This window comes from Burkholderia sp. AU4i, assembly GCF_000466765.1.
Taxonomy (GTDB): Bacteria; Pseudomonadota; Gammaproteobacteria; order Burkholderiales; family Burkholderiaceae; genus Burkholderia; species Burkholderia cepacia.
In genome coordinates, this window is the sequence record NZ_ASSI01000074.1 from 20,951 (window position 1) to 33,895 (window position 12,945).

General features: G+C 67.1%; 14 protein-coding genes. 6 read left to right on the forward strand and 8 right to left on the reverse strand.

The window, feature by feature from the left end; translation table 11 throughout:
• Entirely contained in the window at nt 1–927 is a 927-nt protein-coding gene (locus L810_RS17465) for a LysR family transcriptional regulator (RefSeq protein WP_021159605.1), read from the reverse strand.
• A 236-nt stretch (nt 928–1,163) separates the two neighbouring features.
• Here L810_RS17465 and L810_RS17470 point away from each other — a divergent pair, with 236 nt between their 5' ends.
• Together L810_RS17470 and L810_RS17475 are read left to right on the forward strand one after the other, a co-directional pair.
• Nucleotides 1,164–1,796 carry a hypothetical protein gene (locus tag L810_RS17470; RefSeq protein ID WP_021159606.1) on the forward strand — a complete coding sequence of 211 codons (633 nt, stop codon included), beginning with the start codon at nt 1,164–1,166 and terminating at the stop codon, nt 1,794–1,796.
• Nucleotides 1,797–1,809: 13 nt separating this feature from the next.
• Nucleotides 1,810–2,493 carry a hypothetical protein gene (locus tag L810_RS17475; protein ID WP_021159607.1) on the forward strand — a complete coding sequence of 228 codons (684 nt, stop codon included), beginning with the start codon at nt 1,810–1,812 and terminating at the stop codon, nt 2,491–2,493.
• A 72-nt stretch (nt 2,494–2,565) separates the two neighbouring features.
• Here the strand turns inward: L810_RS17475 and L810_RS17480 are convergent, their stop codons facing one another.
• Nucleotides 2,566–3,699, reverse strand: coding sequence for an AAA family ATPase (locus L810_RS17480; RefSeq protein WP_021159609.1), 1,134 nt, complete (start codon nt 3,697–3,699; stop codon nt 2,566–2,568).
• Between the two features lie 41 nt (nt 3,700–3,740).
• On the reverse strand, nt 3,741–4,610 hold the full coding sequence (locus L810_RS17485) for an RNA ligase family protein (protein WP_021159610.1): 870 nt from the start codon (nt 4,608–4,610) through the stop codon (nt 3,741–3,743).
• Between the two features lie 737 nt (nt 4,611–5,347).
• On the opposite strand from L810_RS17485, the gene L810_RS17490 reads away from it, so the two are divergent.
• The 3 genes from L810_RS17490 to L810_RS17500 all read left to right on the forward strand — a co-directional run bounded on the left by L810_RS17490 (nt 5,348) and on the right by L810_RS17500 (nt 8,947).
• Entirely contained in the window at nt 5,348–6,496 is a 1,149-nt protein-coding gene (locus tag L810_RS17490; protein ID WP_021159611.1) for an RNA ligase RtcB family protein, read from the forward strand.
• On the forward strand, nt 6,490–7,104 hold the full coding sequence (gene prfH, locus L810_RS17495) for a peptide chain release factor H (RefSeq protein WP_021159612.1): 615 nt from the start codon (nt 6,490–6,492) through the stop codon (nt 7,102–7,104). Before L810_RS17490 ends, prfH begins: the two co-directional genes overlap by 7 nt.
• A gap of 382 nt (nt 7,105–7,486) precedes the next feature.
• On the forward strand, nt 7,487–8,947 hold the full coding sequence (locus L810_RS17500; RefSeq protein WP_021159613.1) for an MFS transporter: 1,461 nt from the start codon (nt 7,487–7,489) through the stop codon (nt 8,945–8,947).
• A 202-nt stretch (nt 8,948–9,149) separates the two neighbouring features.
• On the opposite strand, the gene L810_RS17505 is transcribed toward L810_RS17500, so the two are convergent.
• The 4 genes from L810_RS17505 to L810_RS17520 all read right to left on the reverse strand — a co-directional run bounded on the left by L810_RS17505 (nt 9,150) and on the right by L810_RS17520 (nt 11,496).
• Nucleotides 9,150–9,911, reverse strand: a complete 762-nt coding sequence (locus L810_RS17505) for an O-methyltransferase (protein ID WP_021159614.1) — start codon at nt 9,909–9,911, stop codon at nt 9,150–9,152.
• A gap of 104 nt (nt 9,912–10,015) precedes the next feature.
• On the reverse strand, nt 10,016–10,312 hold the full coding sequence (locus L810_RS17510) for a 4Fe-4S dicluster domain-containing protein (protein WP_021159615.1): 297 nt from the start codon (nt 10,310–10,312) through the stop codon (nt 10,016–10,018).
• Nucleotides 10,313–10,314: 2 nt separating this feature from the next.
• Nucleotides 10,315–10,623 carry a hypothetical protein gene (locus L810_RS17515; RefSeq protein WP_021159616.1) on the reverse strand — a complete coding sequence of 103 codons (309 nt, stop codon included), beginning with the start codon at nt 10,621–10,623 and terminating at the stop codon, nt 10,315–10,317.
• 351 nt (nt 10,624–10,974) lie between these two features.
• A complete protein-coding gene (locus tag L810_RS17520; protein ID WP_257008902.1) occupies nt 10,975–11,496 on the reverse strand; it encodes an RNA polymerase sigma factor in 522 nt (173 codons plus the stop codon).
• Here L810_RS17520 and L810_RS49105 point away from each other — a divergent pair.
• Nucleotides 11,407–11,610 carry a hypothetical protein gene (locus L810_RS49105; protein ID WP_225740414.1) on the forward strand — a complete coding sequence of 68 codons (204 nt, stop codon included), beginning with the start codon at nt 11,407–11,409 and terminating at the stop codon, nt 11,608–11,610. The two genes, L810_RS17520 and L810_RS49105, sit on opposite strands and share 90 nt — an antisense overlap.
• Nucleotides 11,611–12,044: 434 nt before the next feature.
• On the opposite strand, the gene L810_RS17525 is transcribed toward L810_RS49105, so the two are convergent.
• Nucleotides 12,045–12,938: a LysR family transcriptional regulator gene (locus L810_RS17525; protein WP_021159618.1), complete on the reverse strand. Its 894-nt coding sequence runs from the start codon at nt 12,936–12,938 to the stop codon at nt 12,045–12,047.
• Nucleotides 12,939–12,945 lie beyond the last annotated feature (7 nt).

A 12,945-nucleotide genomic window follows, 5' to 3' on the forward strand; every position in this document is an offset into this window, starting at 1 on the left:
TCAATCGCCGTCGGTGATGGCCGCCAGCCGCGCGAAGTGCTCGCGCAGGCGCGGCGCCGCGAAATCGACGAACGCACGCACCTTCGGTACGGAAAGGCGCCCGTAAGGTGTGACGAGATGGATCGGCAACGGCGCGTGTTCGCTGTCGCGCAGCACGATCCGCAGCGTGCCGTCCCGCACCGGTTCGGCGACGTGATAGGAAAAGAGCCGCGTGACGCCATGGCCGGCGACGGCCGACGCGACCGCGCCGCGGACCGTGTTGATGATGAAGCGCGGCGCGAACTGGACGACCTGCGGCAGCGCCGCCGGCGCGGACGGCGGGAAGCTCCACGAATCGAGGCCGAAATGCGTCATCGAGATGATCCGGTGCCGGGCGAGATCGGCCGGCGTCTCGATGGCAGGATGTCTGGCCAGGTAATCGGGCGACGCCACGACGACCCGCCGCACCGCGCCGACCGGAATCGCGACCAGCGTCGAATCGCTCAGGTGCGCGATTCGCAGCGCGACGTCCATGCCTTCGTCGATCAGGCTGACGGGACGGTCGAGCAACTGCAGGCGGATCGACACGGCGGGATGGCGTTCGATGAATTCGTCGAGCAGCGCGCGCAGCACGTCCTCGCCCGCGGCGACCGGCGCGGTGACGGTCAGCATGCCGCGCGGCGCCGAGCGTTCGTCGGCGACCAGCATGTCGGCTTCCTCGAGGTCGGACAGGATGCGGCGGCACGCGGCGGCGTAGCGTTCGCCGGCTTCGCTGAGCCGGATCGTCCGGGTCGTGCGGTACAGCAGCGCGGTGCCCGTGTGCGCTTCGAGAAACGCGATCGCGCGGCTGACCGCCGCCGGCGACCGGCCGAGCTTGCGACCCGCGCCCGCGAGGCTGCCTTCGTCCAGCGTGGCGACGAACACCTTCATCGCGTCGATTCGATCCATGGTTTGAGCGGGCCGGGTGCGAACGGCCGTGTAATGGGCGGCGGGCAAGCGAGCGAGCAGTCTACCGCACACCGGTGCGATGCCCGGCTCCGGGGACACTGCACTTGCCGCTTTGGCCCTACAATGCGCAGGCGCAGAAACCGCACGAACGGCCGTCAGGGCGCCGCGTTCATCGAACGCGGCGTCCGACATTCAAGCGGTACCGCTGAATAACGAACCACAACCCACCAGCACTCATGAAAAGAAGAACATTTCTCGCGCTGCCCGCCGTGGCGGCGTCCGGCATGCTTGTCGGCTGCTCCAATTTCGGTCCCGTCACCAAGGCGTGGATGAGCGATTCGAAATACGACGAAACCTTGTCGACGTTCCTGATTACCGCGGACGGCAAACAGCTCGTCGTGCTCGGCAAGAAGTATCACTACATCTTCGAGATGCCGCCGAGCCTTGCGACGGTGCTCAACGCCCCCTATCGCCCCAAGATTCACACGGGGTTCAGCGATTTCGAGGCGCACGGCGACGCGATCACCGGTCAATACACGATGCGGCTGGACTACGCGGATGCGCCGACCGGCTCCGACGTGCGCGAGCGTGCGCTCGCAGACGGTTTCAAGAAGGACGGTGCCTATCTGGAGTCGGAAGGCAGGATCAGCGGCAAGCGCTATCTGCCGAACGATGTCACGTCTTCGTCGGTTCCGCAGGCGTTCAATCGTCCGTACGAGGTCACGGTGACGGACAAGCTGACGGCTGTCGGCCGCGGCGCGAAGCTGGCCTTGTCGCCGATCGCGATGGCGGCCGATGGCGCGTTGGGCCTGCTCGGCCTCGCGCTGTTTCCGATCGCGCTCACCACCTTCATCATCGTGGCGAGTTGAGGTGCGATCGGCGATGAAATCTCCTGTCCGAAACCTGTTCCGCATCGGCTGCGTGGCGGCCTGCCTCGCGTTCGCGCAACATGCCGCCGCCGAAAGCGACTGGGACGCCGCGCGCCATGTCCGTACCGACTGGGTGTTCGCGTCGATGAAGGAAAGCGACGTGCGGCCCACGCTCGATCGCGCGCTGAAGGACCAGGCGCGCTGGGCCGGCCAGCCCGGCAACGCACCGGATGCCGGTGCGTTCAGCTGCACGAAGCTCGCGCTGCCGCCGCCGTCGGCCGAAGCGCAGGCCGCGTTCGACGCGGCGCCGTCGTCGCGCGGCCGCGACGCCGACAAGGCCTACGCGAAAGCCGCATCGCTCGGTTCGTGGCGCGCGGCCGCGCGCCTCGTGAGCAGTTCGCTCGACGACGAGGATTGGGAAGGCGCGCAGCCGGCGATTGCGTGGCTGCTCGTTCATCACGTGCCGGCCGGCTACAACAAGCTCGCGGACGTCTTGCAGGCGATGTCGGGCTACGACGGCGAAACGCCCGGCGAAGGCATGAGCGGGATGATCGCGTCGCTGCGCTGGCGCGCGGCGCGCGAAGGCGATCCGGTCGCGCAGATGGAAATGGCCGACCTGTTCGAGAAGCTCGGCCAGCCCGATCTCGTCACAGCGTTGCGCGCGTGTGCGACGCAGCAGAATCCCGCGCTGAAATGATGCGAGCCGGTATGCCGCCATGACGGGCGGTGTACCGGCTCGTGCGGTGACATTTGTCGCGACATTGCTGCATCAGATTTCGTACCGCACCGCGTGCGCTTCGGTGGGCAGCGGCGGATCCCAGCGCGGCAGCATCGCCTCGAGCGCGCGGTTCGTCAGCGACGTGTCGCGCCGCGCGTTGCGGCGCAACAGCTCCGCGCGCGGCCGCTCGAGATAGACGAGCGTCACGTCGGCGCCGTACGCGAACAGCAGGTCGAGCGTCTTCTTGCGCATCAGCGGCGACAGGTTCGTCGCGTTCCACACGAACGGTCGCTTCTCCCGCAACAGCGCTTTCGCGGCGTCGACCGCACGGTGCGCGACGGCGCCCTCGTTCTGGCCATGGCGCAGCCCCAATGCGTCGCGTGCATCGTCGAACGACACGACGGGCAGCTCCGGATGATGCTGCGCGACCCACGTGTTCTTGCCCGACGCGGGCAGGCCCGACATCACGACGACCCGCGAGCCCGGCGTGCGGAACAGCGGATAGTCGGGATGCACGTCCGCGCCGCGAAAGTAGCTGAGCGCGGTGTGCGCGTCGGCGAACGCGCGCGGCTGGCCATAACACCCCTCTTCCCGCGCCAGTTCGCGCAACAGTTCGATGTTGTCGAGCACGCGCTGCGTATCGCTGCAGATGCGCCCGCGCATATCGGCTTCGGCGAGCAGGCACAGCAGCGGCAGGCTCACCTGCCACGACAGTTCGCGCGCGATGAACTCGGGCGTGCCGCGGCGCGACCCGCTCATCGCGAAAAACGGCACCTGGTGCACGGCGATCATCCGGCAGATCGCCTCGCGCACCGCGAACGGCACGCCGGCATCCCACAGCGCGATACGCGCATCGATCGCCCCCTTGCGCGAGTGGCCGGGATGGCCGATCGCGCCGGTAACGGGATCGACGACCGTCGTGCGGTACTTCGCGATGTCGTGCAGCAGCGCGGCCAGGAACACGATTTCCTGGTCGTCGCGCGACGCGGCCTGATAACCGGGCAACGCGAGCAGCGCATCGATCACCATCGTCGTATGCGTCCACACGTCGCCTTCGCCGTGATGCGCCGGCTCCTGCGGTGTCGTCTTCGCCTGTTCGAGCGCGGGAAACGCCGCGAGGCACGCGCGATAGTCCGGCTGCCGGCCGGGCGCGGGCACGAGTGCCTGCAGTTGTTCGTAATTCATGATCAAGACTCCTCTCGAAACGGTGCACGGCCGTTCCGCATTCATGGGTGCGCGCGCGTGGTGGCGATCGATCGCCACGTGACCGTCGGGCGCGGCGCATACAGGTCGACATCCGGCGCGAGCAGGTTCGGGATGAACGGCTGCTCCGAGTGATGGCGCGCCGATTCGAGAATCGCCTGCACGAAATCGTGGCGGACCCACTTCAGGCGCGCGGTCGTCGTGTCGTCCGTCTCGACCTTCACGTAGAGCCCTTCCGCGCAGGCCGACTTGTCGCACTGCTGCCATGCGCGCGCGAGGTCGAGCCCCTGCCGCCGCACCGTTTCCTCGAACGCGCGACGCCAGTCCGGCGTCTTCGCGAGCGACGGGCCGAGCAGGGCCTTCAGGTCGGCGAGCCGCGCCGGGGCGATGCCTTCGTACAGCACGGGCACCGACAGCACGGGCCCGTCGGCAAGCAGCGCACGACGCGCGCCCGTCGACAGGAAACGGCCCGTCGTGCGGTCGAACACGTCGAATTCGAAGAAGTGATGCGGCAGCGCGTCGTAGAACACCGCGTGCTTCTTGCTCATCGTCTCGCCGTACATCACGTAGCGATCGCCGAGGCGGTCGAGCAGCCAGCCTGCATGGGCGGCGGCCCACGTCTTCACGAAACCGAACTGCCGCTCGCGGCCGCCGCCGGCCAGATAGTGGCCGCGCGACTGCAGCAGCAGTTCGCCCGCCGGGCCGAAGCTGATGCCCGTGTTCGCGCCGTCGAGTTTTTCCTCGACGACGATGTGTGCGCCCGCGAGGGTGCGATAGGGAACGTGTTCGCGACCTTCGTCGCCGTCCTGCAGGCGCGAGCCTTCGAGATGCGGCGTGCGCGGGTAACGAGCGAGGTCGAGCGATTGCGCGTATGCGCGAAAATCCAGCGTCATGGTCTTTCTCCGGAAACAGGGGAAAAAGCCGACGACGTGAACGAACGGTCTGGTGTGCGTTGCGGTGTCAGTGCTTGTCCGGGCGCGTTCCTGCAGTCGACGTTCCAGCGCCACGAGGCAGGCGGAAACGGGCAGGACGACACGCGGCCGGGACGGCAGTCGTCGGCGTATCAGGCGAAGGGACGAATGTTTGCGGGCACTTGGATCACCGGTTCGATGAGGGTTCAGGGATGAAGCAGGCGGATGCTACGAAACGGCTTTTGCACTGTCAAGCGCTGTCGGAACCCGCTGATGCGGCCGCCTGCATGCGTCGAAAACCTGCTGTGGCGTGCCGCACGCGCCGTCGGCACGCACATTGTCAGGATATCTATATGTGTGTTTTTCGCCACATCGGGCGACGATTCGATGGGCAGCGCCGTGCTGCCCGCTTGCTGCGCCCGCTGCGTGCATGCTAGAGTCGCCGCCATTCCGATCAACCCCTCACTCGCAAGGAGAAGAACATCATGACGTCACGCCAACGCTCCTCCCGTCGCGGGTCGTAGTCCGGGTTTTTCGCGTCCGTCCGTTTCATCGTTCACGCCACGCAGCAGCACACCGTATCGCCGTCACGGCGATGAGCCGGGTCGTTCCGATCCAGTCGTGCCGCCCTCTTCCCGACTTCCGATGCCGGGCAGCGCATTCGAGCGCTGCCTGCGCCATGGCCCGCCGTTCTACCTTTTCATCGAACGGAAACCTCCATGGGCAATTCCATGCAATACCTGGGCGAGCGCGTCACCTTGTGCGCTTGCGCCACCACCTGGATCGAAGGTGAGGCCATCCGGCAGCTCGAACACGCTGCCACCCTCCCCGGCATGCGGCGTGTCGCCGGCATGCCCGATCTTCACCCCGGACGCGGCTACCCGGTCGGCGCGGCGTTCTTCTCGACGGGCCGGCTGTTCCCGGCGCTGATCGGCGGCGATATCGGCTGCGGAATGGCGCTGTGGCAAACCGCGCTCGATGCGCGGCGCGTCAGCGCGTCGAAGCTCGCGAGCCGGCTCGGCTCGATCGACGCCACGCCCGATGCAAGCTGGCAGCCGCTCATCGCGGCCGCCGGGTTCGCGGATCACGCGTTCGCGGCATCGCTCGGCACGATCGGCAGCGGCAATCATTTCGCGGAAGCGCAGCGGATCGACGCGGTGTACGACGCCGATGCCGTCCACGCACTCGGCCTCGATCACGAGCGCCTGCTGCTGCTCGTGCACAGCGGGTCGCGCGGTTTCGGCCAGTCGATCCTCGAACAGCACATGCGCGAGCACGGCTACAACGGGCTCGACGACACGGATACCGCATGCACAGCATACCTTGCGCGCCACGACGCGGCGTTGCGCTACGCGATCGCGAATCGCGACCTGATCGCGCGGCGCATGCTGGCGCGCTGGCGCAGCGACGGCCGGTGCGTGCTCGACGTGAACCACAACCTGGTGAGCCGTGCGCGCGTCGACGGCGAGCCCGGCTGGCTGCATCGCAAAGGCGCGACGCCGGCCGATGCGGGGCCGGTCGTGATTCCCGGGTCGCGCGGCGACTACAGCTATCTCGTCGCCCCCGTGCGGCCCGACGATGCGGCCAGCCTCGCGTCGCTTGCACACGGCGCGGGCCGCAAGTGGGCGCGCGGCGATTGCAAGGGGCGTCTCGAACGGCGCTTCACGCCGTCGCAGCTCACGCGTACGCCGCTCGGCAGCCACGTCGTCTGCGAAGACCGCGAACTGCTGTACGAGGAAGCGCCGCAGGCCTACAAGCCGATCGACAGCGTCGTCGACGCGCTCGAGGCGGCCGGCCTGCTGCGCAAGCTCGCGCGGCTCGCGCCGGTGCTGACCTACAAGACGTCCGGGGAGGCAGGCCGATGCTGATGCAGATTTCTTCCGCGCACGGGCCGCTGGAGTGCCAGCTCGCCGCGGCCAATGCGTTGCGGCGCCTGCAGGCGGAAGCCGATGCGCAGCGCGTCGTCGTCACGGTGCTCGATGTGCAGCCGGGTGAACGGCCCGGCACGCTGCGCTCGGCGCTGCTCGATCTCGACGGTGCCGGCGCGCAGGCGCTGGCGGACCGCTGGACGGGCACGCTGCAATGGATCTGCGCGAGCCCGTACCGGTTGCGCCATCCGCGCAAGAACTGGTTCATCGGTGTCACGCGCTGCGCCGACGCGCAGCCGCTGCCGGACGGCGACGTGCGGTTCGAAGCGATGCGCGCACGCGGGCCGGGCGGCCAGCACGTGAACAAGACGAGCTCGGCGATTCGTGCGACCCATGTCGCGACCGGCCTTTCGGTGCGCGTGGAAAGCGAGCGCAGCCAGCACGCGAACAAGCGCCTCGCGCTGCAGTTGCTGCAGGTTCGACTGCAGCAGGAAGCCGACCGTCACGCGTCCGACGCGCGTCGGCAGCGGCGGATGCAGCACTTTGCGCTCGAGCGCGGCAACCCCGTGCGCGTGTTTCACGGGGCGGCGTTCGTGCCGGCCGACTGACCATGACGGCCCGGCTGCCGGCGGTTGTTTCGCCGGCAGTCGCGCGACGGGCCTCATGGTTTTCTCGGCCAGCCGGTTGTGTGAGCGCGCCGGCGATTCCGGTGCACGACCGCACGCCAGGCAGGCTGCACGGGCCACTCGCACGGATGCCGGCTGCCGCGTGTTCCGCACCCTTTCTGCGCGGGAAAGGACGCTTGAAACATCCGCAATTATCACGTGCCGCGGATTTGCCCACCATGTGCCGGACGATCGGTACAGCCCGCCTGTCCGGCCCTTTCAACGGGCTTGCGGTGCCTGCCGCCACGTCGTGTGACCGGATGCATCGCGCCGGTCGCGAACGGCCGGGCCCCGCGCCACGGCGTACCGATAATCAGGAGACACGATGAACAGCCATTCCCTCGATCTCGGCGGCAACACGGGCGAACCCGCGCCCGCACGACCTGCGGCCGCCGCCGGCACTGGCGCCGCCGGGTCGGCCCTCCCCGCCCGCCGCGTCACGCTCGGCGATTTCATGGACGACCTGCCGGTCGGCGCATTGCACCGGTTCGTCGTCTGGGTGATCGGCATCGGGCTGTTTTTCGACATGTACGAGATCTTCCTCGTCAGCACGATCGGTTCCGCGTTGAAGAACGAATACGGGCTGAGCCGGCAGAGCACCGATTTCAAGCTGCTGCTGGCATCGGCGTTCATCGGCATGTTCGTCGGCGCGATGTGCCTCGGCAGCCTCGCCGACCGCATCGGCCGGCGCAAGGCCTTCCTGCTGACGCTCACGTGGTACAGCGCGTTCTCGCTGGTCGGCGCGTTTTCCGTGAACGCCGACATGCTCGTCGCGTGCCGGTTCCTGACCGGCATCGGCGTCGGCGCGATCTATCCGGTTGCCGACAGCTTCCTGTCCGAGATCCTGCCGAAGGAAAAGCGCGGGCGGCTCGCCGCATGGGCCTATACGACTTCCTATGTGGCGGTGCCGCTCGTCGGTTTCCTCGCGCTGTGGCTGAATCCGCTGCACGTGGGCGGCGTGGCCGGCTGGCGCATCATCCTCGCGATCGGCAGCCTCGGCGCGGTGTACGTGCTGTTCGTCCAGCACCGGCTGCCGGAAAGCCCGCGCTGGTTGCTCGCACAGGGCCGCACCGCCGATGCGTACGCGGCATTGCGGCGCTTCGCGGAGGGCACCGGCGTGCGCGTGCCCGAGCAATTCGCGGAACCGGTCGAGCCGCAACGGCCGCTCGGGCTCGGCGAGCGTATCGCGCTGCTGCGGCGCGAACCGTACGGCGCGCGCTACCTGATGCTCGCGATCTTTCATCTGTTCCAGGGCTTCGGTTATTACGGCTTCGGCACGCTGGCCGGCACGGTCGTGAAGAGCCGCGGCTTCGACGTGACGGACAGTACGCTGTTCATCGCGCTGTCGTTCATCGGCTATCCGGTCGGCTCGCTGCTGTCGATTCCGCTGCTCAACTGGATCGAGCGCCGCACGCTCGTGATCGCGTCGATCCTGTCGATCGCGGTGTTCGGGCTGTGTTTCGCGTACTCGGGCCAAACCGTGCTGATCGTCGGCTTCGGGTTCCTGACGACCTGCGCGTCGAACGTGTTCAGCAACGCGTACCACGTGTACCAGGCGGAGATCTTTCCGGCGCGCGTGCGTTCGACGGCGATCGGCAGTACCTATGCGCTGTCGCGCATCGTCAGCGGTGCGCTGCCGTTCGTGTTGCTGCCGGTGCTCGGCGGTTACGGCGCGGGCGCGATGTTTGGCGTGATCTCGGTTGCGCTCGGCATTGTCGCCGTCACGCTGCGCGTGCTCGGGCCGCTGACGACGCGGCGCAGCCAGGACGAGATCAATCCGGTTTGAGCGCGTGTCGATGCGGGGCGCGGGAACGCGTTTACGCGTCGTTCCTGATGCTTCGCCGATGGCCGGGGTATCGGTCGCCCGGCGGCCCACGGCAGGCGGTCGTGTTTTCCGCATACGGTTACGGTCACGTAACGCTCGTATGCGTCGACCGCTGCCACGCGAAATCCGAAGCGAGATGCCCGGCGATCGATGGTTCTGCCCTTCACTGCGCGCCGTCTCGGCAAGCGCCCTGCGATGCCATGTCCGCTCGGGAAACGACGACCGTGAATTCGATCCCGGATTCAAAATCCAGTGTCGTGGTCGAGAAGCGCGGATCGCCATCGAGATAGTGCTTGTACGGTCGAACGGCGTCCTCGGCCGTGTACATGTTGTCGGCCAGGACGATCGACCCCGGGCGCAGCAGGCGCTCGATCTGCGTGAACAACTTCAGGTAGGCGTCGGCCCAGACGTCGATGAATACCATGTCGAAGTGGCCGTGCAGTTCGGCAACGGTCTCGAATACGTCGCCCTCCCGGATGTCGACATGGGCATCCAGGCCCGCCGTGCCGACGTGATCGCGCAATCGGGCGCACTTGAGCGGGTCGCGTTCGGTCGCGACGACCACGCCACGGCCCAACGTGCGCAGTGCGTCGGCGAAATACAGCGTGGACACGCCGCATGAGCTGCCGAGTTCGAGGATGCGGGCCGGCCGTTGCGAGAGCACCATGTTGCGCAAGAACCCGCCCGTTTCCGGCGACACGGCCAACGATAGCCGGCTGCCTTCCGGGGAGTCGAAGTCGTCGGTGAACAGCCCGAACGTTTCGAGAAACCGCCCCCGCAGACGGGGGGCGATCGCTTCGTATTCCTCTGCCAACGACAGAAGCTCCTCGTTCGATCCCGGGAACTGCGCGCGGGCGCGGGCGATGATTTCGGTCCGGCTCTCTTCGTGGAGCCGTCGCAGAAGAACGGCGGTGGATGAAGCCATGTGCGTTCCTTGACGAGATTGATCACGTCGACGATGTATCCGGGCGCGCCTCTTGCGCCACGGTTTCGGCGCGGCCGCTCGATATCGGCGACACGCGGAGGTTGTCATGCGATTCGGGCGAGCGTGATGGCGCGCTCGGGGCACGCGGTCACACACAGTCCGCATGACCGGCACGCATGCGCGTTCGGCGTGTAGGCGACTTTCATGCCGTGCACGCGCAGCTTCAGGCGATGCATCAGGCCGAGGCCGACGTAATCGGCCGGGTCGATGCGTCTGACCTCGAACACGTTTTCAGGGCAAACCGCGACGCAATCCGCTTTGCCTTCGCAACGTTTCAGATCGACGATCGGCGCGATCACGCCCGGTTGCTGTTTGCAGTCGCCCGTGGATTTTTCGCGCACGTTCACGCTCCCGTGGGCCGGTCGCCGCCGGAGCGCCACGCGTTGCGGAAATGCTCGCGTTCCTCGGGCGTCATCGATTCCCACTTGCGCCAGTGGCGCCGGCCGCGCCAGCCGTGGTGTCCGCGGAAGCCGCCGAACAGGATGCGGCTCAACACGAGCAGGCCCAGCGCCCGGGCGAAATCGATCGTGCGGGCACCGACGAACAGCGCCGGCATCACCCAGTTCCACAACATCATGACGACCCATCCGAGCACGCCTATGGCGATCAAGACGAGCACCGCCTTGCCCGCGCATCTGATTCGAAAATTCATTTGTCGACTCCTCTAGGGTCTGTTTACATATGGAACGCACATGCGTTGCCACGAGAACGGCCGCTCGCGAGGCGCGTGACGCCGCGAATACTGACGTATTCGCAAGGAGCGCAACGCGGCGAGCGGCCGTTCTCGTGGCAACCCCTAATTAAAAAATTCATTCCACGGGAATGCCCGAAATCGCCCGTATGGCGGCGTCGCTCGTCGCTTGTCCCCCAAGGGGACTTCCTGCGGGGCGTTTGGCTCGGCCAAACGGCGCTCCTCACTTCTTGCCCTACGCCCCGGAGGAAGTCCCCTTGGGGGACGGGCGATTTCGGGCATTCGCATGTGCGTTCCATATGTAAACAGACCCTAGATATTGTCCAGTTCGTCATGAATGAGCTGCAGCCGTGCACGCAGATGCAAGACCGCATAGCGTTTGCGCGCGAGCAGCGTATTGAGCGCAACGCCACTTTGCGTGGCCATCTCCTTGAAGGAGCGGCCCTCCAGTTCGTGCGCGATAAACACCTCGCGCTGATTCGCCGGCAGTTCGTCGAGCGCATCCTGCAAGGCTTCGAGCAGGAGCGTGCGCGCGTACACGGCTTCGGGGCCGGCATCGTGCGCCGGCAGCACGAGATCCAGCCGGTACTCGCTGTCCGCGTCGTCGTCGGCCTCGGACAGATCGGCCAGCGGCTGCTCCTTCTTCTTGCGAAAGCGGTCGACGATACGGTTGCGCGCCGCGCGGAACAGCCACGCGCTCGCCTGTTCGATGGGCGCCGGAAGCCGGTAAGCCTGGACGAACTCGTGAAACACGTCCTGAAGGATGTCCTCGGCATCGTCCGGGTCGCGAATCCGACGCCGGATGAAGCTCACCAGCCTCGTTCGTTCACGCATCACTATCGCGGTGATGTCGCGGTCTGGGTCGGTCATGTGCGTGAAGTGGGTGGCGATTCCATGCTCCTGAAGACGTTTCAGGCGCGGGAATATTGTGGCGAGTGCGAAAAATGACTGCTCAACCGGGCGGCTTCAACGGAGAGATCGGTTACACCGCCCATCCAGCAGGCAGCAATTGGTCCGGCCCGACGGTCATCGCCGACACGAGCGGGAACGGCGTAACGATAGTGCAAGGAACGAACCCGCGACGACAAGGCGAAGCATGCGCTTCGCGGCGGCGACGTGTGCGGGCACCGGCGTGTGCGGCAGGCGCGGGCGTTGCCGGGGCCAGACAGGAACGCGCGTGCCGTGCTCGCGACTGTCGGCTGCATCCGGGCCGTACTACGCGCCGGCTGTTCGCGGTCGTCCGCCGGTCGGTCCGGCGCGGCTGCTACGAATGGGTTCCCGCAACAGCATCGGTTTCCCGCGACGGCGAGCCGAATGCGCCCTGACGATCGCCCTTCCCCGAAGCCGCACCGCGACCATTCCCGCCAGCTTGCAGGCCGGCCTCAACGCGCCGACATGAAATCGAACAGCTTCGCGATATCGGTCGTCAGCACGGTTCCGGCCTTCACGCCGACCCACAGCGTGCGCGTCGCCCACGCATCGTCGAGCTTCACGACCCCGAGCCGCGCCGCGCGCTCGCCGGTCACCGCGTCGCGCGGCAGGATGCCGATCCCGAGCCCCGCCTCGATCATCCGGCTCACGCCGTCGAAATTCGATACCTGGATCCGCAGCTTCAGCGAACGCTCGACCGCGAACGCGGCGTCGGTCATCCGCGCGAGCAGCGAACTGCCGTCGCTGAGCCCGACGTAGTCCTCGTCGAGCGTGTCCGCGAAGCGGATGCTGTCGCGCGCGGCGAACCGGTGCGTGCGCGGCACGAGCAGCACGAGTTCGTCGCGGCGGTACAGCCGCCGTTCGATACCGGGGGCCGGCACGTTGTCGGCGAACACGCCGAGATCGGCCTTGCCGGACGCGAGCGCATCGACGATCTCGTGGCTCAAACGCTCCTCGAGGCTGACCTTGATACCCGGATTGTCGGTGAGGAACGCCGCGAGATCGGCGGGCAGGAACTGGACGATCGCGGACGTGTTGGTCCACACATGGATGTGGCCACGCACGCCGGCGACGTAGTCGCTCATCTCGTGCGCCATCCGGTTGACCTGCTCGATCACCTTCGCCGCATGGTCGAGCAGCGCGCGTCCCGCGGGCGTCAGCTCGACACCGCGCGCATGCCGGACGAACAGCGCACTGCCGGTCACGCTTTCGAGCTCGGCGATGCGCTTGCTGACCGCGGACAGCGTGAGCTGGCCATGCTCGGCCGCTTTCGTCAGGCTGCCGTGCTCGGCGACGAGCGCGAACACGCGCAGCGATTGCAGATCGAAATGAAGCGGGTTCACCATGTCGTGG

What these genes read in the sequence shown, in the direction of transcription:
- L810_RS17520 (WP_257008902.1), bottom strand. Translation starts at nt 11,496, where the DNA reads ATGCGTGAACGAACGAGGCTGGTGAGCTTCATCCGGCGTCGGATTCGC.
- L810_RS17505 (WP_021159614.1), bottom strand. Translation starts at nt 9,911, where the DNA reads ATGGCTTCATCCACCGCCGTTCTTCTGCGACGGCTCCACGAAGAGAGC.
- L810_RS17465 (WP_021159605.1), bottom strand. Translation starts at nt 927, where the DNA reads ATGGATCGAATCGACGCGATGAAGGTGTTCGTCGCCACGCTGGACGAA.
- L810_RS17475 (WP_021159607.1), top strand. Translation starts at nt 1,810, where the DNA reads ATGAAATCTCCTGTCCGAAACCTGTTCCGCATCGGCTGCGTGGCGGCC.
- L810_RS17470 (WP_021159606.1), top strand. Translation starts at nt 1,164, where the DNA reads ATGAAAAGAAGAACATTTCTCGCGCTGCCCGCCGTGGCGGCGTCCGGC.
- prfH (WP_021159612.1), top strand. Translation starts at nt 6,490, where the DNA reads ATGCTGATGCAGATTTCTTCCGCGCACGGGCCGCTGGAGTGCCAGCTC.
- L810_RS17525 (WP_021159618.1), bottom strand. Translation starts at nt 12,938, where the DNA reads ATGGTGAACCCGCTTCATTTCGATCTGCAATCGCTGCGCGTGTTCGCG.
- L810_RS17500 (WP_021159613.1), top strand. Translation starts at nt 7,487, where the DNA reads ATGAACAGCCATTCCCTCGATCTCGGCGGCAACACGGGCGAACCCGCG.
- L810_RS17480 (WP_021159609.1), bottom strand. Translation starts at nt 3,699, where the DNA reads ATGAATTACGAACAACTGCAGGCACTCGTGCCCGCGCCCGGCCGGCAG.
- L810_RS17490 (WP_021159611.1), top strand. Translation starts at nt 5,348, where the DNA reads ATGGGCAATTCCATGCAATACCTGGGCGAGCGCGTCACCTTGTGCGCT.
- L810_RS17515 (WP_021159616.1), bottom strand. Translation starts at nt 10,623, where the DNA reads ATGAATTTTCGAATCAGATGCGCGGGCAAGGCGGTGCTCGTCTTGATC.
- L810_RS17485 (WP_021159610.1), bottom strand. Translation starts at nt 4,610, where the DNA reads ATGACGCTGGATTTTCGCGCATACGCGCAATCGCTCGACCTCGCTCGT.